At 67.7% G+C, this 19971-nt stretch carries 22 protein-coding genes; 15 read left to right on the top strand and 7 right to left on the bottom strand.

Features of this window, described 5'->3' with window-relative positions; genetic code table 11:
• The first annotated feature begins 45 nt into the window (after positions 1–45).
• The 3 genes from phnC to phnE (C9J49_RS06835) are packed head-to-tail and all read left to right on the top strand — an operon-like array spanning position 46 to position 2524.
• Positions 46–870 (top strand): phosphonate ABC transporter ATP-binding protein, encoded by an 825-nt coding sequence (gene phnC / locus C9J49_RS06845; protein ID WP_107181469.1) that lies wholly within the window; start codon positions 46–48, stop codon positions 868–870.
• The gene (gene phnE, locus C9J49_RS06840) at positions 867–1694 is read left to right on the top strand and encodes a phosphonate ABC transporter, permease protein PhnE (RefSeq protein ID WP_107181470.1); all 828 of its coding nucleotides are present in this window, start codon (positions 867–869) and stop codon (positions 1692–1694) included. Before phnC ends, phnE (C9J49_RS06840) begins: the two co-directional genes overlap by 4 nt.
• Positions 1691–2524, top strand: coding sequence for a phosphonate ABC transporter, permease protein PhnE (phnE, locus tag C9J49_RS06835; protein WP_046078157.1), 834 nt, complete (start codon positions 1691–1693; stop codon positions 2522–2524). Before phnE (C9J49_RS06840) ends, phnE (C9J49_RS06835) begins: the two co-directional genes overlap by 4 nt.
• 26 nt (positions 2525–2550) lie before the next feature.
• On the opposite strand, the gene C9J49_RS06830 is transcribed toward phnE (C9J49_RS06835), so the two are convergent.
• From C9J49_RS06830 to C9J49_RS06820, 3 genes are all read right to left on the bottom strand, one after another.
• Complete coding sequence (locus C9J49_RS06830; RefSeq protein WP_107181522.1) at positions 2551–3675, bottom strand: DUF294 nucleotidyltransferase-like domain-containing protein; 1125 nt, start codon at positions 3673–3675, stop codon at positions 2551–2553.
• Positions 3676–3839: 164 nt separating this feature from the next.
• Positions 3840–4142, bottom strand: coding sequence for an HlyU family transcriptional regulator (locus C9J49_RS06825; RefSeq protein ID WP_046078158.1), 303 nt, complete (start codon positions 4140–4142; stop codon positions 3840–3842).
• A gap of 50 nt (positions 4143–4192) precedes the next feature.
• Entirely contained in the window at positions 4193–5413 is a 1221-nt protein-coding gene (locus C9J49_RS06820; protein WP_016855579.1) for an argininosuccinate synthase, read from the bottom strand.
• Positions 5414–5561: 148 nt separating this feature from the next.
• On the opposite strand from C9J49_RS06820, the gene rnt reads away from it, so the two are divergent.
• Positions 5562–6227 (top strand): ribonuclease T, encoded by a 666-nt coding sequence (rnt, locus tag C9J49_RS06815; protein ID WP_035598185.1) that lies wholly within the window; start codon positions 5562–5564, stop codon positions 6225–6227.
• A gap of 153 nt (positions 6228–6380) precedes the next feature.
• On the opposite strand, the gene C9J49_RS06810 is transcribed toward rnt, so the two are convergent.
• Positions 6381–6725 carry a Grx4 family monothiol glutaredoxin gene (locus C9J49_RS06810; RefSeq protein ID WP_107181471.1) on the bottom strand — a complete coding sequence of 115 codons (345 nt, stop codon included), beginning with the start codon at positions 6723–6725 and terminating at the stop codon, positions 6381–6383.
• Between the two features lie 155 nt (positions 6726–6880).
• Between C9J49_RS06810 and argF the strand changes: the two genes are divergently transcribed.
• The 6 genes from argF to C9J49_RS06780 all read left to right on the top strand — a co-directional run bounded on the left by argF (position 6881) and on the right by C9J49_RS06780 (position 12719).
• Entirely contained in the window at positions 6881–7801 is a 921-nt protein-coding gene (gene argF, locus C9J49_RS06805; RefSeq protein WP_107181472.1) for an ornithine carbamoyltransferase, read from the top strand.
• 213 nt (positions 7802–8014) lie between these two features.
• Positions 8015–8317: a hypothetical protein gene (locus tag C9J49_RS06800; protein ID WP_035598189.1), complete on the top strand. Its 303-nt coding sequence runs from the start codon at positions 8015–8017 to the stop codon at positions 8315–8317.
• Between the two features lie 292 nt (positions 8318–8609).
• On the top strand, positions 8610–9530 hold the full coding sequence (locus C9J49_RS06795; protein WP_107181473.1) for a 3-keto-5-aminohexanoate cleavage protein: 921 nt from the start codon (positions 8610–8612) through the stop codon (positions 9528–9530).
• Complete coding sequence (locus C9J49_RS06790) at positions 9527–10483, top strand: L-carnitine dehydrogenase (RefSeq protein ID WP_046078070.1); 957 nt, start codon at positions 9527–9529, stop codon at positions 10481–10483. Before C9J49_RS06795 ends, C9J49_RS06790 begins: the two co-directional genes overlap by 4 nt.
• Complete coding sequence (locus C9J49_RS06785; protein WP_107181474.1) at positions 10483–10944, top strand: thioesterase family protein; 462 nt, start codon at positions 10483–10485, stop codon at positions 10942–10944. The genes C9J49_RS06790 and C9J49_RS06785 overlap by 1 nt, the downstream gene beginning before the upstream one ends.
• Positions 10945–11111: 167 nt before the next feature.
• Positions 11112–12719, top strand: coding sequence for a BCCT family transporter (locus C9J49_RS06780; RefSeq protein ID WP_107181523.1), 1608 nt, complete (start codon positions 11112–11114; stop codon positions 12717–12719).
• Positions 12720–12824: 105 nt separating this feature from the next.
• On the opposite strand, the gene C9J49_RS17130 is transcribed toward C9J49_RS06780, so the two are convergent.
• Positions 12825–13463: a hypothetical protein gene (locus C9J49_RS17130; protein WP_181454254.1), complete on the bottom strand. Its 639-nt coding sequence runs from the start codon at positions 13461–13463 to the stop codon at positions 12825–12827.
• A 3-nt stretch (positions 13464–13466) separates the two neighbouring features.
• On the opposite strand from C9J49_RS17130, the gene C9J49_RS17125 reads away from it, so the two are divergent.
• Both C9J49_RS17125 and C9J49_RS06770 read left to right on the top strand, forming a co-directional pair.
• Complete coding sequence (locus C9J49_RS17125) at positions 13467–14096, top strand: hypothetical protein (protein ID WP_181454253.1); 630 nt, start codon at positions 13467–13469, stop codon at positions 14094–14096.
• A gap of 126 nt (positions 14097–14222) precedes the next feature.
• A complete protein-coding gene (locus tag C9J49_RS06770) occupies positions 14223–14897 on the top strand; it encodes a Fe2+-dependent dioxygenase (RefSeq protein WP_046078068.1) in 675 nt (224 codons plus the stop codon).
• A gap of 9 nt (positions 14898–14906) precedes the next feature.
• On the opposite strand, the gene C9J49_RS06765 is transcribed toward C9J49_RS06770, so the two are convergent.
• Positions 14907–15869 (bottom strand): GlxA family transcriptional regulator, encoded by a 963-nt coding sequence (locus C9J49_RS06765; protein ID WP_107181476.1) that lies wholly within the window; start codon positions 15867–15869, stop codon positions 14907–14909.
• Positions 15870–16020: 151 nt separating this feature from the next.
• On the opposite strand from C9J49_RS06765, the gene C9J49_RS06760 reads away from it, so the two are divergent.
• The 3 genes from C9J49_RS06760 (at position 16021) to C9J49_RS06750 (ending at position 18823) form a co-directional block, all read left to right on the top strand.
• Complete coding sequence (locus C9J49_RS06760) at positions 16021–16974, top strand: GlxA family transcriptional regulator (RefSeq protein ID WP_046078066.1); 954 nt, start codon at positions 16021–16023, stop codon at positions 16972–16974.
• A 122-nt stretch (positions 16975–17096) separates the two neighbouring features.
• Positions 17097–17477: a Rieske 2Fe-2S domain-containing protein gene (locus C9J49_RS06755; protein WP_046078065.1), complete on the top strand. Its 381-nt coding sequence runs from the start codon at positions 17097–17099 to the stop codon at positions 17475–17477.
• A 119-nt stretch (positions 17478–17596) separates the two neighbouring features.
• The gene (locus C9J49_RS06750; protein ID WP_046078064.1) at positions 17597–18823 is read left to right on the top strand and encodes a TauD/TfdA family dioxygenase; all 1227 of its coding nucleotides are present in this window, start codon (positions 17597–17599) and stop codon (positions 18821–18823) included.
• Positions 18824–18839: 16 nt separating this feature from the next.
• Here C9J49_RS06750 and C9J49_RS06745 read toward each other — a convergent pair whose 3' ends face one another.
• Complete coding sequence (locus C9J49_RS06745) at positions 18840–19898, bottom strand: GlxA family transcriptional regulator (RefSeq protein ID WP_046078063.1); 1059 nt, start codon at positions 19896–19898, stop codon at positions 18840–18842.
• Positions 19899–19971 lie beyond the last annotated feature (73 nt).

Genomic DNA, 19971 nt, shown 5'->3' with positions numbered 1-19971 from the left:
GCTCGCGCCCGACCGGTCGAGGAAAATCGAACGAGACCCTATCCATTGCTTACCATCGACCGACTCACCAAGACCTATGCATCCGGCGACACGGCGCTCCGTGAGGTGACCTTTCAGATTCCGCAGGGCCAGGTGGTGGGGCTGATCGGCCCCTCCGGGGCCGGCAAGTCGACCCTCATCCGCTGCATCAACCGCCTGGTGGAGCCCTCGGCCGGCACCGTGCGCCTGGGCGAGACCGACCTGGTCCCACTGCGCGGCCGTGAACTTCGCCGGGCCCGGCGCCGCATCGGCATGATCTTCCAGGAATATGCCCTGGTCGAGAGACTGACCGTGATGGAGAACGTGCTGTCCGGACGCCTCGGCTATGTGCCCTTCTGGCGCAGCTTCACCCGACGCTTTCCGGGCCCGGACATCGAGAATGCCTACCGACTGCTGGATCGGGTGGGGCTGCTGGCGCATGCCGACAAGCGAGCCGATGCCCTCTCGGGCGGCCAGCGCCAGCGCGTGGGCATCGCCCGGGCACTGGCCCAGGACCCCGAGCTGCTGCTGGTGGACGAACCCACCGCCAGCCTCGATCCCAAGACCAGCCGCCAGATCATGCGATTGATCACCGAGGTCTGCGCCGAGCGCGGGCTGCCGGCCATCGTGAACATCCACGATGTACCGCTGGCGCAACGCTATCTCGATCGCCTGATCGGGCTGAAGGCGGGTCAGGTCGTCTTCGACGATGCGCCCGACCACCTCGACGACATGACCCTCACTCGGATCTACGGCGCCGAGGACTGGAGCGGCGCGGGATCGGACGCGGACGCCGTCGATGGCGACGACGCGGCAACGCCCCGGATGATGCCCGCGAGGTCGGCATCATGACCTCGTCCCCTGGCTACTGTTCATCCCATCCCTACCCGCGCCACTGGCGGCGACCACCGCAGCTCATCACCACGCGCCGCTGGCGACTGGCCATACCGCTGCTGGCACTGGCCTATCTGATCCTCGCACTCGGCTCGCTGGAGGTCGACGGTGCCCGTCTGATGGAGGGCCTGTCACGCGGCGCGCGCTTCGTTCAGGGCTTCCTGCAGCCGGATTTCACCAGCCGTTGGCACGACATCCGTCAGGGGCTGATCGAGAGCCTGACCATGACCCTGACCGCCACCGTGGTGGGCGTGCTGGTATCGATACCCATCGGGGTCGGGGCGGCACGCAACCTGTCGCCGCGCCCCGTCTACATGGTGTGCCGCTCGGTCGTGGCCATCAGCCGGTCGCTGCAGGAAATCATCATCGCCATCTTCCTGGTCGCCATGTTCGGCTTCGGGCCCTTCGCCGGCTTCCTCACCCTCGCCTTCGCCTCCATCGGCTTCGTGGCCAAACTGCTGGCCGACGACATCGAGGAGGCCAGCGCCAGCCAGATCGAGGCCATCCGCGCCACCGGGGCCAGTGGCCTGCAGCTGATCCACTATGCCATCCAGCCCCAGGTCATGCCGCGGCTGATCGGCCTGTCGCTCTACCGGCTGGACATCAACTTCCGGGAAAGCGCGGTGATCGGCATCGTGGGCGCCGGAGGCATCGGTGCCACCCTCAACACGGCCATCGACCGCTACGAGTACGACAGCGCCGGTGCCATCCTGCTGATCGTCATCGCCATCGTCATGTTCGCGGAATATGGCTCCAGCTACCTCAGGAAGACGCTGCAATGAGTGCCCTCGATTCCCGCCCGGGCGAACCCGCCCACTACTCGCAGGTCTGGTGCTTTCGCACACCGCGCGCCAGGCTGGCGCTATGGGGCGGCTGGGTGGCCCTGGTGGCGCTATTCGTCTGGTGCTGGCAGGTGATGAACGCCAACACCCTGTGGGTCTTCGTCGCCGATGCACCCGACCAGGCAGTCGATATCGGAAGCCGTATGTTCCCGCCCGACCCGACCTACCTGCCCGAGCTGCTGCTGCCGCTATGGGACACCCTCAACATCGCCACGCTGGGCACGCTGGGCGGCATCATCCTGGCGATTCCGGTGGCCTTCCTCGCTGCCGGCAACACCACCCCCTCGACGCTGCTGGTGCGTCCCGTGGCGCTGTTCATCATCGTGAGTTCACGTTCGATCAATTCGCTGATCTGGGCACTGCTGCTGGTGGCGATCATCGGCCCGGGCCTGCTGGCCGGCATCGTGGCCATCGCCCTGCGCTCCATCGGTTTCGTCGGCAAGCTGCTGTATGAAGCGATCGAAGAGACCGATGGCCGACAGGTCGAGGCGGTGACGGCCACCGGCGCCGGACGCGCCCAGGTCATCCACTACGGCATCGTGCCCCAGGTGCTGCCGGCCTTCTGGGGCATCGCGATGTTCCGCTGGGACATCAACATACGCGAGAGCACCATCCTGGGCCTGGTCGGTGCCGGCGGCATCGGCATGAAGCTGCAGTCCTCCATCGACACCCTGGCCTGGTCCCAGGTCGCCACTATCCTGATCGTGATCCTCGCCACGGTGGTGGTCAGTGAAGCCCTTTCGGCCCGAGTTCGCCGAGCGCTGATCTGAGCGTCATGGCGTGACACAGGAAGTCGTCAGGCCTGTGCCCGCTTCACCAGCCGCCGAATGAGGGCCAGGTCATGGCGCAGCAGCAGACGCTGGTCCTCGCCGAGCGCGTCGAGGTCGATCCAGCCATCGGCGATGCGGCCCTGACGCAGGGCATCACGCTGAGCCGACAGCAACAGCGCCTGCAAACGCTCCAGCGCCCGCCTCAGCTCGGCGGCAAGCGCCGCCTCAAGCCCTCCCGCCATCACCAGTGCGGCCAGGCGTTCGCGGGTGGCCATCGCCCGCACGCGATGACGCACACTCAGCAGGCGCACGGCGCCGACCAGCGGCAGCAGTCCACGGTGCTTGAGGTCCAGCGCCGACTCGGCCGGCGCCCCCTCGCCCCCGGCGGCCAGACGTCCGAAGCGGTCGAGCGCCACCGGGCACTCGTTCAACAGCGCCGCCATCTCGTCGAGGAACAATCCGGCCTCGGGCACGTGACGCATCACGCCATCGACCAGTCCGGTCGCCAGGGCCGCCTCCCCGTAGACCGGTGACGCATCGAGCAGGATATTGGCCTGCTGCACGCGCTTGACCCGCCGCTCGGCGGTCCAGATGGCCAGCTGGGCCTGCCACGCCGAGAGGCGCTTGCGCCACATCGGCCAGCGCGCCATGACGTGCCCCGGGCACAGCGGGATGCCGGCGGCGTCGAGAGCGGCGGTGAAGCGCTCGCCCAGCGCCTGGAAGTAGCCATCGATCTCGGTGTGACGGGCGTCCGCATAGTCGGCGATGACCATGGCATTGTCCTGGTCCGGGACCAGCAGACTCTCGTGGCGCGCCGCCGAGCCCAGGGTCAGCACGCAGAACGCCACCGGCGGCGCCCCCCAGCCCTGCTCCTGCATGGCGACGAGTGACGCCTCGATGGCGCGGCGATAGAGCGCATCGTTGTGGTCGCTGATCAGCTGACTGATCCGCCAGGCCGGCAGGTCGAGGCGCACCAGCGCCGCCACCAGATCGCGCTGCCAGGCATGGGCCTCGGCCAGGCTCGGCGTCGGCCCCAGCCGTTCGATGGCCTCGCCCAGCGGCGCGAGCAGCGCCGGCAGCCGCCCGACATCGGGCACGATGTCGTCGGCGAACAGCGAGCGCCAGGTCGAGGTTCGGTGGAGCAGGTGCATCGGCATGCCCAAAAGAAGACTGCCTCCAGCGTAGCAAGCGCCTCGTCCTTGCCGGTTGACCGGGAGCAGTCATGCGGTGCCCTGCCCTCATTGCCGACTATAAAAAAGACGGCGCCCCTGGGGACGCCGTCGCTCGGAAGCCTCTGGCAGAGCCGGAGATCGGCTCAGCGATCGTCGAACAAGGCGTCGCCCAACTCGTCGATCATCCGCTCGGCCTTGCTGACCATCAGCGCCTCGCAGGCCTCGCGACCGGGCACCACATCGGAGCGCTCGAAGCGATGCTCGAGCACCTCCTCGTCCTCGCCGCGGGGCTTGCGGATCCAGCCGCTGACGCGATACTGGCCGCCCATCTCCTCACACTGGGGCACGATCAGGTAACCCTGATAGGACACCGGCTCGCCCTCTGGCGCGGCGGCAGGCGTCGTCTCTCCCTGGCCGAACAGACCGGATAGCAGTTTCTTCAGCATCGAAGCCTCCTGGATCAAGAGCGCCGACCCGATCGTCGGCGCTTTCTGGATCAGTCCTGCTGACGACCCTTGCCCGCCGCAATGCGCAGACGCAGGGCGTTGAGCTTGATGAAGCCCTCGGCATCCTTCTGGTCGTAGGCGCCGGCGTCGTCCTCGAAGGTGGCGATGGACTCATCGAACAGCGAGGCGTCGGACTTGCGGCCGGCCACGGTGGCGTTGCCCTTGTAGAGCTTCATGCGCACCACGCCGGAGACGTTCTTCTGGGTCTCGTCGATGGCGGCCTGCAGGGCACGACGCTCCGGGCTCCACCAGTAGCCGTTGTAGATCACCTCGGCGTACTTCGGCATCAGCTGGTCCTTGAGGTGGGCTTCCTCGCGGTCCAGGGTCAGCGACTCGATGGCACGGTGGGCGCGCAGCATGATGGTGCCCCCCGGGGTCTCGTAGCAGCCGCGGGACTTCATGCCCACGTAGCGGTTCTCGACGATGTCGAGACGGCCGATGCCGTTGTCGCCGCCCAGCTGGTTGAGCTTGGAGATGACCTCGTGGGGACGCATCGGCTCGCCGTCGATAGCCACGATGTCGCCGTTCTCATAGGTCAGCTCGACGTAGGTCGGGGTGTCCGGGGCCGCCTCCGGGGAGACGCTCCAGCGCCACATGTCTTCCTCGGCCTCGGTCCAGGGGTCCTCGAGGTTGCCGCCCTCGTAGGAGATGTGCAGCAGGTTGGCATCCATGGAGTACGGCGACTTCTTCTTCTGGCTGGTGAAGTCGACCGGGATGTCGTGCTGCTGGCAGTAGGCCATCAGCTTCTCGCGGGAGTTGAGGTCCCACTCGCGCCACGGGGCGATCACCTTGACACCCGGCTTCAGCGCGTAGGCGCCGAGCTCGAAGCGCACCTGGTCGTTGCCCTTGCCGGTGGCACCGTGGGAGATGGCGTCGGCGCCGGTCTGGTTGGCGATCTCGATCAGGCGCTTGGCGATCAGCGGGCGCGCGATGGAGGTACCGAGCAGGTACTCGCCCTCGTAGATGGTGTTGGCGCGGAACATCGGGTAGACGTAGTCGCGGGCAAACTCCTCGCGCAGGTCCTCGATGTAGATTTCCTTGACGCCCAGTGCCTCGGCCTTGGCACGAGCCGGCTCGACTTCCTCGCCCTGACCGATGTCGGCGGTGAAGGTCACCACTTCGCAGTCGTAGGTTTCCTGCAACCACTTGACGATGACGGACGTGTCCAGGCCGCCGGAATAGGCAAGCACGACCTTCTTGACATCGGACATGCTGAGGCTCCTTTTAGCTGTTCGGTGTAGAGGGCCGATTATAGCGCGACCAGCCTGGCGCGAATACCGGCGCGGCGGGACGCATCGCGGTGAAACTGCTAGACTCCCGCGTTTCGAGACAACCCGACCCCAAGTCAAGGAGAGGTGCATGAGCGAGGTGGCCGCCCGCGAACTCATGGCACAACGCTTCCGCAGTTTCCTGCCCGTGGTGGTGGACCTGGAAACCGGCGGCTTCAATGCCCAAGGCGACGCGATCCTGGAGATCGCCGCCGTGACCCTGACCATGGACCCCGAGGGCAACCTGATGCCCGACGCCACCTATGCCTATCACGTCAATCCCTTCGAGGGGGCCAACGTCGAGCAGTCCGCCCTGGACTTCACCGGCATCCGCCTCGACGACCCGCTGCGCCAGCAAGTCGCGGTCAGCGAGGCCGAGGCGCTGGGCGAGATCTTCCGGCCGGTACGCAAGGCGATCAAGGCCAGCGGCTGCACCCGCGCCGTACTGGTGGGGCACAACGCCGCCTTCGATCACGGCTTCCTGAACGCCGCGGTGGAACGCTGCGGGATCAAGCGCAATCCCTTCCACCCCTTCTCGAGCTTCGACACCGCCTCGCTGGCCGGCCTGGTCTACGGCCAGACCGTGCTGGCCCGCGCCTGCCGCGCCGCCGGTATCGAGTTCGACAACAGCGAAGCCCACTCGGCGCGCTACGACACCGAACGCACCGCCGAGCTGTTCTGTGCCATGGTCAACCGCTACAAGGACCTGGGCGGCTGGCAGCTGGCCCAGCGCGAGCAGGGCATCGAAGAGCCGTAAGCGGCAGGCTGCGGGTAAGCGGGGCCAAGGTCAGCGGGGTCAGACCCTTAAGTGGCTCAAGTGGCACCCATAGCAAACACCCCCGCAGCCAGGCTGCGGGGGTGTTGTTCTTCCAGCTTCACGCTTCCAGGCGTGAAGCGCCGCTCTTCAAGCTTAGGCTTCAGATGCGTCGTCCTGATGCTTGGCGGCGGTCTCCTTGATCAGCGGCTCGAGCTCGCCGTTCTGGTACATCTCGACGACGATGTCGCAGCCGCCGACCAGCTCACCCTCGACCCACAGCTGCGGGAAGGTCGGCCAGTTGGCGACCTTGGGCAGCTCGGCGCGGATGTCCGGATTGTCCAGCACGTTGACGAAGGCGAAGCGCTCGCCACAGGCCATCAGGGCCTGGACGGTCTGGGCGGAGAAGCCGCACTGCGGCAGCTGGGGGGTGCCCTTCATGTAGATCAGGATCGGGTTTTCGCTGATCTGGCGCTGGATGTTCTCGACGGTGGTACTCATCTGCATTCCCTCTGGATCGGTGGTGGCCGCCGCGCCAAGGACAATACCCGAGCGCGCAGGTGGGCCTTCGATGCCGCCATTGTACGGATGCCAGCCGCGTTGCGCATCCCCCGCCGGCTGGCTAGGATGGTCGTTTTTTCCCGTGGAGTGACGCCATGGCCACCCGCCATTTCCTGACCCTGCTCGACCTGAGTCCGGAAGAGCTGCGCTACCTGATTCAGCGCGGCATCACGATCAAGAACGGCCTGAAGACCCACGGCCCGACCTACACCCCGTTCGCCAATCGCACCCTGGCGATGATCTTCGAGAAGTCGTCGACGCGCACGCGGGTGTCGTTCGAGACCGCCATGGCCCAGTTCGGCGGCCACGCCCTGTTCCTGTCGCCCCGCGACACCCAGCTGGGCCGCGGCGAGCCGATCGGCGACACCGCCCGCGTCCTCTCGGAGATGGTCGACGCGGTGATGATCCGGACCTTCTCCCATGAAGGCCTCGAGGAGTTCTCCGACGCCAGCGACGTGCCGGTGATCAACGCGCTGACCGATGATTACCATCCCTGCCAGCTGCTGGCCGACGTCATGACCTGGACCGAGCTGCGCGGCAGCGTGCGCGGCCGCACGGCGGTATGGATCGGCGACGGCAACAACATGTGCCACTCCTGGATCAACGCCGCCCGCCAGTTCGGGTTCGACCTGCGCGTGGTCTGCCCCGAAGGCTACGAGCCGCGTCAGGACATCCTCGATGCCGCCGGTGACCGGGTGACCATCCATCGCGACCCGATGGCCGCCGTGGAAGGTGCCGACCTGGTGACCACCGACGTCTGGGCCTCCATGGGCCAGGAAGAAGAGCAGGCCAAGCGCGAGGCCGACTTCGCCGGTTTCCAGGTCAGCGAGGCGATGCTCGACCGCGCCGCCGACGACGTGCTGTTTCTGCACTGCCTGCCGGCCCACCGCGGCGAGGAGATCAGCGAGACCCTGCTCGAGGACCCGCGCGCCGTGGTCTGGCAGGAAGCGGGCAATCGCCTGCACGCGCAGAAGGCGCTGATCGAGTTCCTGCTGCTGGGCCGCGTCGAGAGCTGATCGACGCCTCTCTCGCTGCCCTCACGACGCCTCGGCAACACCGGGGCGTCGCTGTTTCTGCGGCTTTTCCACGCGACTGACACCATCGCAGCCACCAGCGACCAGCCGAGGAGCAGCGACGCCTCACGCCTCACGCCTTATACCTTGGTCTAACCCCCTTCCCGCCGGTATAATGCGCCGCAACATATGACACCGCGAGACAGGCCGTCCCTCATGACCACCCTCTCCGCCGGCAATATCGCCCAGCGCAGCCTCCGCCAGTGCCTCTGCAACATGGCCGAACTGCTCTATCGCCAGGGTCACGTGCTGGAAACCGTCTCCAGCCCCCATCGTGGCCTCGACCGCCAGGCCCTGAGCGCCCTCGCCGACGCCGAGCACGACTGGCCGAGCCATCAGCGCACCCTGGAGCGCAGCGAGGCCGCCACCTTCAACGCCCAGCGTCGCTTCGTGCTGACCGACCTGGGGCGAGAGCTGTTGTTCGAGATGTTTGGCGAGGGCGCCGCCGATATCGCCTAGGCAATCCGCGAAAAGTGCCTGCGCTCGGTAATACAGCGTCAAAAATCAGCTCGTGAGCGAGCCCGGTCAAAGTACTCATTTACAGCACGTAAACTCGCACGCGAGCCCGGTCCGCCTTCTCGCCGATTTTTTCCTTGCCTAACCTTCGCTCGTCGACTTTTCGGCATCGCCTGATCTCGGCGTCCTTCCCTTTCGCCACTCTGGCGACTTGCATCAACTCGACGTCGCCTAACGTCAACTTCTTCCCGGCGCCATGACGGACACTCCCTGCAGTTCACGCAAGGAGGTCTCCATGAACCGCAATGTCATCCTCACCTGCGCCATCACCGGCGCCGGCGACACCGCCGACAAGAACCCCAACGTCCCGGTCACCCCCCAGCAGATCGCCGACGACTGCATCGCCGCCGCCAAGGCTGGCGCCAGCGTCGCCCACATCCACGTCCGCGATCCCGAGACCGGTGGCATCAGCCACTCCACCGAGCACTTCCGCGAGGTGATGGAGCGAGTCCGCGAGGCGGACACCGACATCGTCATGAACATCACCGCCGGCGGCGGCGGCGACTGGATTCCCGACGTCGAGGACCCGACCCGCGGCGGCCCGGGCACCGACATCCAGACCCCGGCCGAGCGCCACGCGCCGGTCGGCGAGCTGCTGCCCGAGCTGTGCACCCTGGACTGCGGCAGCCTCAACTTCGGCGACATGGTCTACGTCAACACCGCCGACTGGCTGCGCGAGCATGCCCGCCTGGTCCAGGCCGCCGGCGTGAAGCCGGAGCTCGAGTGCTTCGACCTGGGCCACGTCTGGTTCGCCCGCCAGCTGCAGCAGGAAGGCCTGCTCGACGGCGACCCGCTTTTCCAGCTGTGTCTGGGCATCCCCTGGGGCGCCGAAGCCGATCCCGAGACCATGCTGGCGATGCGCAACAAGCTGCCGGAAAACGCTAATTGGGCGGCCTTCGGCATCGGTCGCCAGCAGATGCCCATGGTCGCCCAGGCGATGCTGCTCGGCGGCCATGTCCGCGTCGGCCTGGAGGACAACCTCTATCTGAGCAAGGGCGTGAAGGCGACCAACGCCCAGCTGGTCGAGAAGGCCGGCACCATCGTCGAGAACCTCGGCGGACGCCTCATGACCCCGGCCGAGACCCGCGCGCATCTCAAGCTGCGCGACCCGCGCACCGGTCAGACCGTCACCAGCACCCCGGGAGGTGAGGCATGAGCCGCCAACTGACGGTCATCGGCACCGGCGTCATCGGCAACGGCTGGATCGCCCGGGCGCTGGCCCAGGGCTGGGACGTGGTCGCCTTCGACCCCGCGCCGAACGCCGCCGAACGCACCCGCGCCTTCGTCGACAATGCCTGGCCGTCGCTCGAGAAGCTCGGCCTGGCCGAGGGCGCGGCCCCCACGCGACTGACCTTCGTCGACAGCCTCGAGGAAGCCGTGGCCGGCGCCGACCTGATTCAGGAGAACGTGCCGGAACGCCTCGAGCTCAAGCGCGAGATCCTCGCCGCCATCGACGCCGCGGCGGCGCCCGGCGCGATCATCGGCTCCTCCACCTCGGGCTTCAAGCCCAGCGACCTGCAGCGTGACTGCGCCTGGGTGCCGGGCCGGGTGATCGTCGCTCATCCCTTCAACCCGGTCTATCTGCTACCGCTGGTGGAGCTGGTCGGCGGCGAAGCCACCGAGCCCCGCCAGATCGAGCAGGCCCAGGCGCTCTACCAGGCGCTGGCCATGCGGCCGCTGGTGGTGCGTCGCGAGATCGAAGGGCATATCGCCGACCGGCTGATGGAGGCGCTGTGGCGCGAGGCCCTGCACCTGGTCAACGACGGCGTGGCCACCACCGAGGAAGTGGATGCCGCCGTGGTCTACGGCTGTGGCCTGCGCTGGTCGCTGATGGGCACCTTCCTGACCTTCCATCTGGCCGGCGGCGAACAGGGCATGCGTCACATGCTCGAGCAGTTCGGCCCGGCGCTGAAACTTCCCTGGACCAAGCTCGAGGCCCCGGAACTCACCGACGAGCTGATCGACAAGGTGGTCGAGGGCTGCGAGTTCCAGGCCGCCGAGCGCCCGGTCGCCGAGCTCGACCGTCGCCGCGACGACTTCCTGGTCGAGCTGCTCGACCTGGTGCAGAAGTACTGGCCCGAGGCCGAAGGCCTGGAAGGACGCATCTGATGGCACTGCTCGAGACCCGCGTCGTCCCGGAATGGGTCGACTACAACGGCCATATGAACGACGCCGAATACGCCCGGGTGTTCTCGCTGGGCGTGGAGGCGCTGATGGACGCCATCGGCCTCGACGAGGCCGGCCGTCGGCGCCATGGCTACACCGTCTATACCCTGGAGACCCATCTCTGCTATCGCCGCGAGGCCCATGAAGGTCAGCCGCTGGCGGTGGACGTGACCGTGCTCGACCGCGACGCCAAACGGCTTCACGTCTTCTTCGAGATGCGCGATACCGAGGGCACCCTGCTGGCCACCAGCGAGCAGATGCTGATGGGCATCGACAGTGAGGCCGGGCGCCCGGCGCCCTTCCCCGACCCCGTCGAGGCGGCCATCGGCGAGCTGCCAATCGCCGCAGCGGATGCCTGGCCGGACGCCGCCGGACGCCGCATCGGGCTGCCCGCCAAGCGCTGACGACGATCGAGCACATGACAACGCTTCTCCGCCCGGTCGATGCCGGGCGGATACGGGATCGCCGGCCCGCGGCCCGGCCCGAGAGGAGAAAAATTATCACCACGCCAACTCCCCCCACCCCACCGACTCGCCGTGCCAGTCATGAGGTGGAGACCTCCACCGACTACATGATCACCGAACTGTCGCAAAATGGTGTCTTCAGCGGCATGCACAAGGGCATGACCATCACCGCGGCCTTGCTGGTGCTGGCATTCGTGCTCTTCACCGGCATGATGCCGGACCTGGCCGGCGGCCTGTTCGGCACCACCCGTGCCTGGATCGAGAGCACCTTCAGCGGCTACTACCTGGTGACCGTGATGCTGCTGATGGCGGTGTGCGCCTTCATCGTGGTCAGCCGCTACGGCAGCGTGCGCCTGGGCCCCGACGACAGCCGCCCCGACTTCAGCAACTTCGCCTGGTTCTCGATGCTGTTCTCGGCCGGCATCGGCATCGGCATCCTGTTCTTCGGCGTGGCCGAGCCGGTCTTCTACTTCGACAACGCCGGCGCCTTCGGCTACCCCAACAATCCCCATGCCGACATGGCCGGGGCCACCGCCATGAACCACGAGCGCGCCATCGATGCGCTGCGCGTCTCGGTGTTTCACTGGGGGCTGCACGGCTGGGCGATCTACGTGATCGTCGGCATGTCACTGGCCTACTTCGCCTACCGCAAGGGGCTTCCGCTGGCGCTGCGCTCGGCGCTCTATCCCTTCATCGGCGAACGCATCTTCGGACCGGTCGGCCACTTGGTGGACATCCTCGGCGTACTCGGCTGCGTGTTCGGCGTCGCCACCTCGCTGGGCCTGGGCGTCAGCCAGATGGCAGTGGGCCTGGAGCGTCTGGTCGGCATCGGCGCGGGCCTCGACACCCAGCTGACCCTGATCGCCGTGATCTCGTTGATTTCGATCCTCTCGGTGGTCTCGGGCGTGAAGAAAGGCATCAAGGTGATCTCCGAGCTCAACATCTGGGTCTCGGTGGTGGTCGTTGGCGCCTTCCTGATCGGCGGCCCGACCCTGTGGCTGGTGAGCGCCTTCGGCGAGACGGTGCTCGACTACGCCGTCAACTTCCTTCCCATGGGACTTTGGTTCGCCGACGAGCCCGGCACCACCGAGTGGCAACAGGGGTGGACCATCTTCTACTGGGGCTGGTGGCTGGCCTGGGCACCGTTCGTCGGCCTGTTCATCGCACGCATCTCCCGGGGCCGCACCCTGCGTGAGTTCGTGCTCGGCGTGCTGCTGGTGCCGACCCTGATCATCTTCGTATGGCTGATCATATTCGGCGGCAACGCCCTCTACCAGGAGCTGCATGCCGCAGGCGGCCCGGGCAGCGGCGGGATCATCGAGCTGGTCAACGCCTGGAACCTGCCGGCCGCGCTGTTCGAGAGCGCCGACGGCATCGCCGGCACCGGCACCCTCGGCTGGGTGCTCTCGGCGTTGATGGTGTTCCTGCTGATGAGCTGGTTCGTCACCTCCTCGGACTCCGGTACCCTGGTGCTGACCACCATCCTGTCGCTGGGCAACGAGGAGCCGCCGCAGCGCTTCCGGGTCTTCTGGGGCGTGGTGATCGGGCTGGTGGCGGCAGCACTGCTGGTGGCCGGCGGCCTCAAGGCGCTGCAGACCGCGTTGATCGCCGCCGCACTGCCGCTGAGCGTGGTCATCCTGGTGATGACCGGCGGGGTGCTGCTCTCGCTGCTGCGCGAGTCGCGTCGCGCGCCTGCATCGGCGGCGAAACGCTAGCACGGTCCTATCGATCACCAGGGCAGGCAACAGGAAGGCCCGATCCGGCATCGCCGGATCGGGCCTTTCATCACGGGGCCAACGCCCCGACATATCTCGCTACGTTCAGTACTGGCCGAGAGTGGCCTCCAGCTTGAACAGGCTGGCGGACAGCTCGCCCGGCGTCATCACCGGCGAGGCGGGCGCCACCACGGACGGCCAGGCCTTCAGCGTGGCGTCATAGGCCGCCATCAGCTCGTCCCGTGTCTCGTCATCATACAGGTCGGCGTGCTGCTCGAGCTGCTCGCGGGCGATCTGCACGAAGCCGAAGCTGTCCTGATATTCCAGCACGTTGACGAACTCGCCGTCGTCGCCGATGGCTTCCTCGTACTCGTGCATGGCCTGGCTCAGCAGCGCCAGCTGGATGCGGCTCTGGAAGGCCACGTCGCCGCGCAGATCGGCGTCGACCGTCTCCAGCGCCCCATCGATGGCATCGAATGCCGCCTCATAGGCCTCGTCATGGCTGCCCCACTCGCCGCCCTCGCGGGTATCGGCGATCAGCGCCTTGAGAGCGGGCTCGACATCGTCGACGCCGCGTTCCTCGAAGGCCGGCGCCATGGGCTCGTAGAGTTCATGGATCGGATGACCGAAGTGCGGCTGGGCAGCGGTCTGCTCGCCTTCCTGGTAGAGCTCGCGCGCCACGGTCAGGTGGCCCTTCATCATGGCGAGGTTGGTGGCATAGACGCCGGGATTGGTGACGTTCATGACGTGGCCGGCTTCGCCACCTTCACCACCTTCGCCGCCTTCACCACCTTCACCACCTTCACCACCTTCACCACCTTCACCACCTTCACCACCTTCTCCGCCGGCCGAAGCGTTCAGGTAAGCGAAGACGGCGTAGGGATCGGCCGAGGCACCGGCTTCACCGCCTTCACCGCCTTCACCGCCTTCGCCGCCGTGATGGCCGGATTCACCACCCTCGCCGCCTTCACCGCCATGATGGCCGGATTCACCACCCTCGCTGCCTTCGCCGCCGTGATGGCCGGATTCACCACCCTCGCCACCTTCGCCGCCGTGATGGCCGGATTCGCCACCCTCGCCGCCTTCGCCGCCGTCATGGTGACCGCTTTCGCCACCCTCGCCGCCTTCACCGCCGTCGTGGTGACCGCTTTCGCCACCCTCGCCACCTTCGCCGCCGTGATGGCCGTATTCGCCGCCTTCATCGCCATGGTCGGCGTGTGCCAGCATCGGCTGGTCGGGGCCTTGGGTGAACGCCGCCGAAGCATCGGGCTCCGCCCCACTGGCGGTGCCGGCCCCCAGCAGGACAGTGGTACCAACGCCGACCCAGAGCTTGGTTCGAGTAGAGTGAGACATGGACGCTTCCTTTTGATGTTGTGATTGCCGGGACACGCGGCCCTGAGGCCGACTCAAGCGGCCATAGGGTGCTACCTCAGGAAGTGTAATGCAAACGATTCACAGTCGTTTATAATCCGCGACACATCCTCAGCTCCCGGAGCACCGACCGTGATCCTCTGCATCGACCAGGCCATCCCTTCCGAGCTGCTGTCCCGCGTGTGCGCCACGCTGGCCGGCAGCGAATTCCGCGACGGACGCGAGACCGCCGGCTGGCACGCACGCACGGTCAAGCAGAACCAGCAGGCCGACGGCCGTCACCCCGACATCGCCGAACTGCGCCAGGAGGTCACCAAGGCCCTCCACGACCATCCGCTGTTCCAGATGGCGGCGCGCCCGAAGCGAATGAAGCCGCTGATGTTCAGCCGCTACCAGGAAGGCATGACCTACGGCAACCACGTCGACGATGCGGTGATGGCCACGCCCCAGGGCGCCATGCGCACCGACCTGTCGTTCACCCTGTTCCTCAACGATCCGGACAGCTATGACGGCGGCGAGCTGCTGATGGACACCCCCGCCGGCGAGCAGACCTACAAGCTGCCGGCCGGCGGACTGATCCTCTATCCCTCCTCGACCCTGCATCGCGTCGAACCGGTCACCCGCGGCGAGCGCCTTGCCGCGGTGGGCTGGGCCCAGAGCCAGGTCCGCGACCCGCAGCAGCGCGAGATCCTCTTCGACCTGGATACCACTCGCCGCCAGGAGTTCGACGCCAACGGCAAGACCCTGACCTTCGACATGCTGTCCAAGAGCCTGGCGAATCTGCTGAGAATGTGGGCGGAGGTGTAGTCGACCGCCTCAGCCTCGCCGCACCTCCCGCGGCGAGGCACCGAAGTGCTGGCGAAAGGCCCGCGAGAAGCTGGAACTCGAGGTGAAGCCACAGGCCAGGGCCACGCCGAGCACCTCGAGGTCCGTTTCCTCCAGCAGCTGACGCGCCCGGGCCAGGCGCAGCGCCAGGTACCAGTCACGGGGCGAGCGTCCCAGCTCGCGCTCGAACAGCCGCTGCAGCTGTCGTAGCGAGACGCCGCTGCGGCTCGCCACGTCCTCCAGCGTCAGCGGCGTTTCCAGGTGGCGCTCCATCAGTTCGACGGCCTCCGCCAGCCGTGGGCTATGCGTGGCCAGGCGCCGCGCCTGGGTCATGCGCTGTGAATCGTGACGGGTGCGCATGCGCTCGTGAATCAGCTGTTCGGACACGTCGACAGCCAGCCGCTGCCCGTGACGCCGGGCGATCACGTCCAGCGCCATGTCCATGGCCGCCGCCCCGCCGGCGCAGGAGAAGCGCCGCTCGCCCAGCTCGAACAGCTCGTCGGAGGTCTCGATCGCCGGGAAGCGCTCGCGGAAGGCCGGCAGGCTCTCCCAGTGCAGGGTCACCCGCTCGCCCTCCAGCAGCCCCGCCGCGGCCAGCAGGAAACCGCCGGTATCGAGCCCGCCCAACGCGCAGCCGGCCCCGTCCAGCCGATGCAGCCAGCGCATCAGCCCACGGCTCAGGTAACGCTCGGGATCGAAACCGCTGCAGACCGCCAGCGACGCGGGATGATAGCGCGCCTCGATGTCCTGATCGGCCAGCAGCGTCATGCCGTTGGAAGCCGTGACCGGCCCGCCGTCCTCGCTGATCAGCGTCCACTCGAACAGCGGCCGACCGCTGATGCGATTGGCGATGCGCAGAGGCTCCACGGCCGAGAAGAAGGCCATCATCGAGAAACGGGGCAGCAGGAGGAACCCGATCGGCTCGGGCAGCGGGCCGGCATAGTCGAGGCGCATGGCAGCGGATGTACGGCAAGGAAAGGGCCGACATGATGACCGGCCCCAGGTGAAGGAACAAGCCTGCCGGGCGGTCACCGCTCGACATTGCATCCCCCGGCGCCGGCTCTACAATCGTGGTGCACCCTACCCCGCTGCCGCCACGAGGCCCATGAGACTGACGCCCAACGTCCCCGCACCGGAGCGGATCGACTTCCTGCTGCTGCCGCGCTTCGCCATGGTGGCGTTCTTCTCGGCGATCGAACCGCTGCGCATCGCCAATCGCATCAGCGGTCGGCCGCTGTTCGAGTGGCGGCTGATCGGCCGCGACGGCGAGCCGGTGGTCGCCTCCAACGGCATGACCCTGGCGGTCGATCACGCCCTGGATGAGGCCCCGCTCGCGCCCAGCCTGGCGGTGTGCGCCAGCTTCGAGCCGGAAGCCGCCATCGACCAGACGCTGGTCGACTGGCTGCGCGAGCGCGCCGCGGCGGGCTGCCGGCTTGGCGGCATGGACACGGGCTGCTTCGTGCTGGCCACCGCCGGCCTGCTCGACGACCAGACGGTGACGCTGCACTGGGAATCGCTGCCCGAGTTCCGTGCCCGCTTTCCCGGCATCGACGCGGTGGAGTCGCTCTACGAGGTGACGCCGGAGGGTTTTTCCTGCGCCGGTGGCAGTTCGTCCATCGACATGAGTCTCGACCTGATCCGACGACGCCACGGCCGCGAGCTGGCCGAGCGGGTCCGCGACCAGCTGCTGCACGACCAGGGCCGACGCCCGGCCAGCCGCCAGCGTGACCCTGCCGCCCCCGAGGATCCGACACTCCACCGCGCCCTCGACCTGATGGACGCCAATCTGGACACGCCGCTGGAGATTCGCCGACTGGCCGACGAGCTCGACCTCTCCTGGCGGCGGCTGGATCGTCTGTTCGCCCGTCATCTGGGCACGTCGCCGCAGCGGGCCTACCTGGCGCGTCGGCTGGACCACGCCCGGCGGCTGCTGCAGGAGACCCGGCATTCCGTGATGGACGTCGCTCTGGCCAGCGGCTTCGCCTCCGCCTCCAGCTTCACCCGCGCCTTCCGCCAACGGCATGGCATGACGCCCAGCGAACTTCGACAGCGACGCTGAGCCCCGATACCCGGCCTCCGACACCTGAACTCCGATACCCCAGGACGTTCGCCGCGTTGACACACGGATGCCCATACGGTTTCACTTGAAACCAAATGAACCGTGATCAGAGGAACCCCATCATGACAGCCGCCTGGCAGCAGTACCGCAGCGCCCCACCCTTCGGCACCCGCGTCGCACCCGCCATCGATCTGCCCGAGCACGGACACCTGAGCCTGACCGTGGAGAGCGAGCGCGGCCGCTTTCCGCTGCTGGTGGTGCGCCTCGCCGACGATGCCCTGGTCGCCTACGTCAACGCCTGCCCGCACCAGTACCTGCCCCTCGACCAGCGCGGCAACCGCCTGCTCAGCGACGACGGCGAGACACTGCGCTGCACCAACCACGACGCCGCCTTCGCCACGCGCAGCGGCGAAGGCGTAGGCGGCCTGGGGACGGGCTGCGCCCTGGACCCGGTGCCGGTGCATGTGGAGGACGACTGGCTGGTCATCGGCAACGTTTCGTAAAACGCCTCGCCTAGCGCCTATCTGTCGAATCGTGCACAGTCGGCGTCGAATCATGACGCTAGCCCACGGGACTGCGCTGGCATCCTGAGCCGCAACATACATCGCTCGGGAGATCCCCCATGACCGACGCCGCACTGCCCCTCACCCCCGACTACGACGCCTGGCCGATCGACGCCGACCTCGATGCCGTCTCCTTCACCTCGCGCCTGGTCACGGTGCGCTGGAGCGACGGCCGCGTCAGCCGCTATCACGGCATCTGGCTGCGCGAGAACGCCGCCGACGAGACCACCGTCAATCCCGCGACCCGCGAGCGCATCCTGGACCTCTCGGCCCTGCCGGCATGGCCGGAGATCGAAGGCGCCGACATCGATGCCGCCGGCGCGCTGTGCGTGACCTTCGCTCCCGAGGACCGCCGCCTGCGCTTCCACCCCGGCTGGCTGCGCGCCCACGACTACGACAACGCCGGCGATCCCGAGGCGCCGCTGGTCCCGGTGACCCTCTGGCACGGCAGCCCCGATGCCGGCCCCGACACCCTCGACGCCAGCGGCCTGCTCGATACCGCCCCCGCCAGCGAGGCCGAGGAGGCGATCCTCGCGCCGGCGCTCGAGAGCGTGCTCGGCAAGGGGCTGGTAAGACTGCGCGGCCTGCCCACCGAGCCCGGCTCGCTGGAGGCCATCGCCCATCGCATCGGCCCGATCCGCGATACCAATTTCGGCGGCCTGTTCAACGTCAAGGCCAAGCCGGACCCGGACTCCAACGCCTACACCTCCATCGCCCTGCCGCCCCACACCGACCTGCCGACCCGCGAGTACCATCCGGGCCTGCAGATGCTGCACTGCCTGGAAAACAGCGTGGAGGGCGGCCAGGCGGTGATGCTCGACGGCTTCGCGGTGGCCGAGGCACTGCGTGAGCGAAACCCCGAGGCCTGGGAGACCCTGACCCGGGTGCGCTGGTGCTACGCCAACACCGCCAGGACCACCGACCATGTGTGGTTCGAGCCGATGATCCGCCTCGACGCCCGCGGCGAGCTGCTTGAGGTACGCATCGCCGACTTCCTGCGCGGCCCGCTGCAGACCGCCTTCGAGGACGTGGAGCCGGCCTACGAGGCGCTGATGGCACTGCAGCGGCTGCTGCGCGACCCGGCCTTCGCCATTCGCTTCACCTACGCGCCCGGCGACCTGGTGATCTTCGACAACCGCCGCCTGCTGCACGCCCGCGACGCCTTCGAGGGCAGCACCGGCCATCGCTGGCTGCAGGGCTGCTACATGGAGCGCGACGAGATCCGCTCGCGCTATCGCATGGTGCAGCGCGCCCGCCGGCAGCGGCGCATCGGCGTCGAGGCCTGACCCGGGCCTCGTCTCCCTAGCCGGGGCCTCGGGCCGCCGTCTCTCTTGGCGCTTCCCCGAAGCGCGCCCGATAGGCCCGGGAGAAGTGCGCAAGGTGGCTGAAACCGTTGGCCAGGGCGGCCTCGGTGACCGTGGCGTGGCTGGCCGAGAGCAATCGCTGCGCCCGGTCGAGCCGCATCCCCAGGTAGCACTGCTTGGGCGTCTCGCCGAAATGCGCCAGAAACAGCCGCGACAGCTGCCGCTGGGACTGACCCGCCAGGCGGCAGATCTCGGGGATGGGCAGTGCCTTGGCCAGGTTGGCTTCCATCACCGCCAGACTCTTCACCACGCTACGCGGCAGGTTCGCGTAGTGTGATGGCGTCACCTCGCCGATCGCGTCTCCATCCTCGCCCTCCCCGCCGTCTGCACCGCTCGAGGCATCGTGGCGGTCATGGACCAGCTGACGGCTCACTGCATCGGCCAGCGCCGGCCCGTAATCCCGGGCGATGCGATCCAGCATCATGTCGATCCCGGTAGTGCCACCGGCGCCGGTCTGGCGCGTCGCATCGGACGAGAAGCGACGCCGACTGATCCTGAGAGCGGGAAACTCACGCCGGAAAGCCGGCACGCTCTCCCAGTGCATGGCCACGCGATGCCCCTCCAGCACTCCGGCCCGCGCCAGGATGAAGGGCGCCGTGTCCAGCCCACCCAGCCAGCCGCCATGCGCCGCGATCCGGCGCAGCACCGCACGGTCCTGGGCCATCACCGTGGCCTCCGCCTCGTAGGACGACACCACCATCAGGTGGGCATCGTCCGGCGCGTCGGCCAGCCGGCCATCCACCTCGATACACACGCCATTGCTGGCGACCACGCCCTCGCCATCCACCGAGCGCAGCCGCCAGGCGAACAGTTCCCGCCCGAAGCGATTGGCCACCCGCAGCGGCTCGAGCATGCAGAACAGCGTCAGCATCGAGAACTTGGGCAACAGCCAGACGTCCAGCGTCTGCTCGGCCTGCTCCGGCGACAGCAGTGGCGGTGAATCCGGCCGCGGATAGGGCCAGACGGCGGAAACCTCCTCGCCTACGTCCAAATTCATCAACCTTATGGCGAATTTTATCAAATTCTACCGCTGAACCGACGTTAGGGTACAGGGGTGTCACGTCACCGGC

The sequence above is a fragment of the Halomonas sp. SL1 genome (assembly GCF_003030865.2).
Lineage (GTDB): Bacteria > Pseudomonadota > Gammaproteobacteria > Pseudomonadales > Halomonadaceae > Halomonas > Halomonas halophila.
This window is presented reverse-complemented; position numbering and strand designations above follow the sequence as displayed.

What these genes read in the sequence shown, in the direction of transcription:
- C9J49_RS06745 (WP_046078063.1), bottom strand. Translation starts at nt 19,898, where the DNA reads ATGAATTTGGACGTAGGCGAGGAGGTTTCCGCCGTCTGGCCCTATCCG.
- C9J49_RS06765 (WP_107181476.1), bottom strand. Translation starts at nt 15,869, where the DNA reads ATGCGCCTCGACTATGCCGGCCCGCTGCCCGAGCCGATCGGGTTCCTC.
- C9J49_RS06825 (WP_046078158.1), bottom strand. Translation starts at nt 4,142, where the DNA reads ATGCTGAAGAAACTGCTATCCGGTCTGTTCGGCCAGGGAGAGACGACG.
- C9J49_RS06790 (WP_046078070.1), top strand. Translation starts at nt 9,527, where the DNA reads ATGAGCCGCCAACTGACGGTCATCGGCACCGGCGTCATCGGCAACGGC.
- C9J49_RS06760 (WP_046078066.1), top strand. Translation starts at nt 16,021, where the DNA reads ATGAGACTGACGCCCAACGTCCCCGCACCGGAGCGGATCGACTTCCTG.
- C9J49_RS06795 (WP_107181473.1), top strand. Translation starts at nt 8,610, where the DNA reads ATGAACCGCAATGTCATCCTCACCTGCGCCATCACCGGCGCCGGCGAC.
- rnt (WP_035598185.1), top strand. Translation starts at nt 5,562, where the DNA reads ATGAGCGAGGTGGCCGCCCGCGAACTCATGGCACAACGCTTCCGCAGT.
- C9J49_RS06800 (WP_035598189.1), top strand. Translation starts at nt 8,015, where the DNA reads ATGACCACCCTCTCCGCCGGCAATATCGCCCAGCGCAGCCTCCGCCAG.
- phnE (WP_107181470.1), top strand. Translation starts at nt 867, where the DNA reads ATGACCTCGTCCCCTGGCTACTGTTCATCCCATCCCTACCCGCGCCAC.
- C9J49_RS06820 (WP_016855579.1), bottom strand. Translation starts at nt 5,413, where the DNA reads ATGTCCGATGTCAAGAAGGTCGTGCTTGCCTATTCCGGCGGCCTGGAC.
- C9J49_RS06830 (WP_107181522.1), bottom strand. Translation starts at nt 3,675, where the DNA reads ATGCACCTGCTCCACCGAACCTCGACCTGGCGCTCGCTGTTCGCCGAC.
- argF (WP_107181472.1), top strand. Translation starts at nt 6,881, where the DNA reads ATGGCCACCCGCCATTTCCTGACCCTGCTCGACCTGAGTCCGGAAGAG.
- phnE (WP_046078157.1), top strand. Translation starts at nt 1,691, where the DNA reads ATGAGTGCCCTCGATTCCCGCCCGGGCGAACCCGCCCACTACTCGCAG.
- C9J49_RS06780 (WP_107181523.1), top strand. Translation starts at nt 11,112, where the DNA reads ATGATCACCGAACTGTCGCAAAATGGTGTCTTCAGCGGCATGCACAAG.
- C9J49_RS06750 (WP_046078064.1), top strand. Translation starts at nt 17,597, where the DNA reads ATGACCGACGCCGCACTGCCCCTCACCCCCGACTACGACGCCTGGCCG.
- C9J49_RS06755 (WP_046078065.1), top strand. Translation starts at nt 17,097, where the DNA reads ATGACAGCCGCCTGGCAGCAGTACCGCAGCGCCCCACCCTTCGGCACC.
- C9J49_RS17130 (WP_181454254.1), bottom strand. Translation starts at nt 13,463, where the DNA reads ATGAACGTCACCAATCCCGGCGTCTATGCCACCAACCTCGCCATGATG.
- C9J49_RS06810 (WP_107181471.1), bottom strand. Translation starts at nt 6,725, where the DNA reads ATGAGTACCACCGTCGAGAACATCCAGCGCCAGATCAGCGAAAACCCG.
- C9J49_RS06785 (WP_107181474.1), top strand. Translation starts at nt 10,483, where the DNA reads ATGGCACTGCTCGAGACCCGCGTCGTCCCGGAATGGGTCGACTACAAC.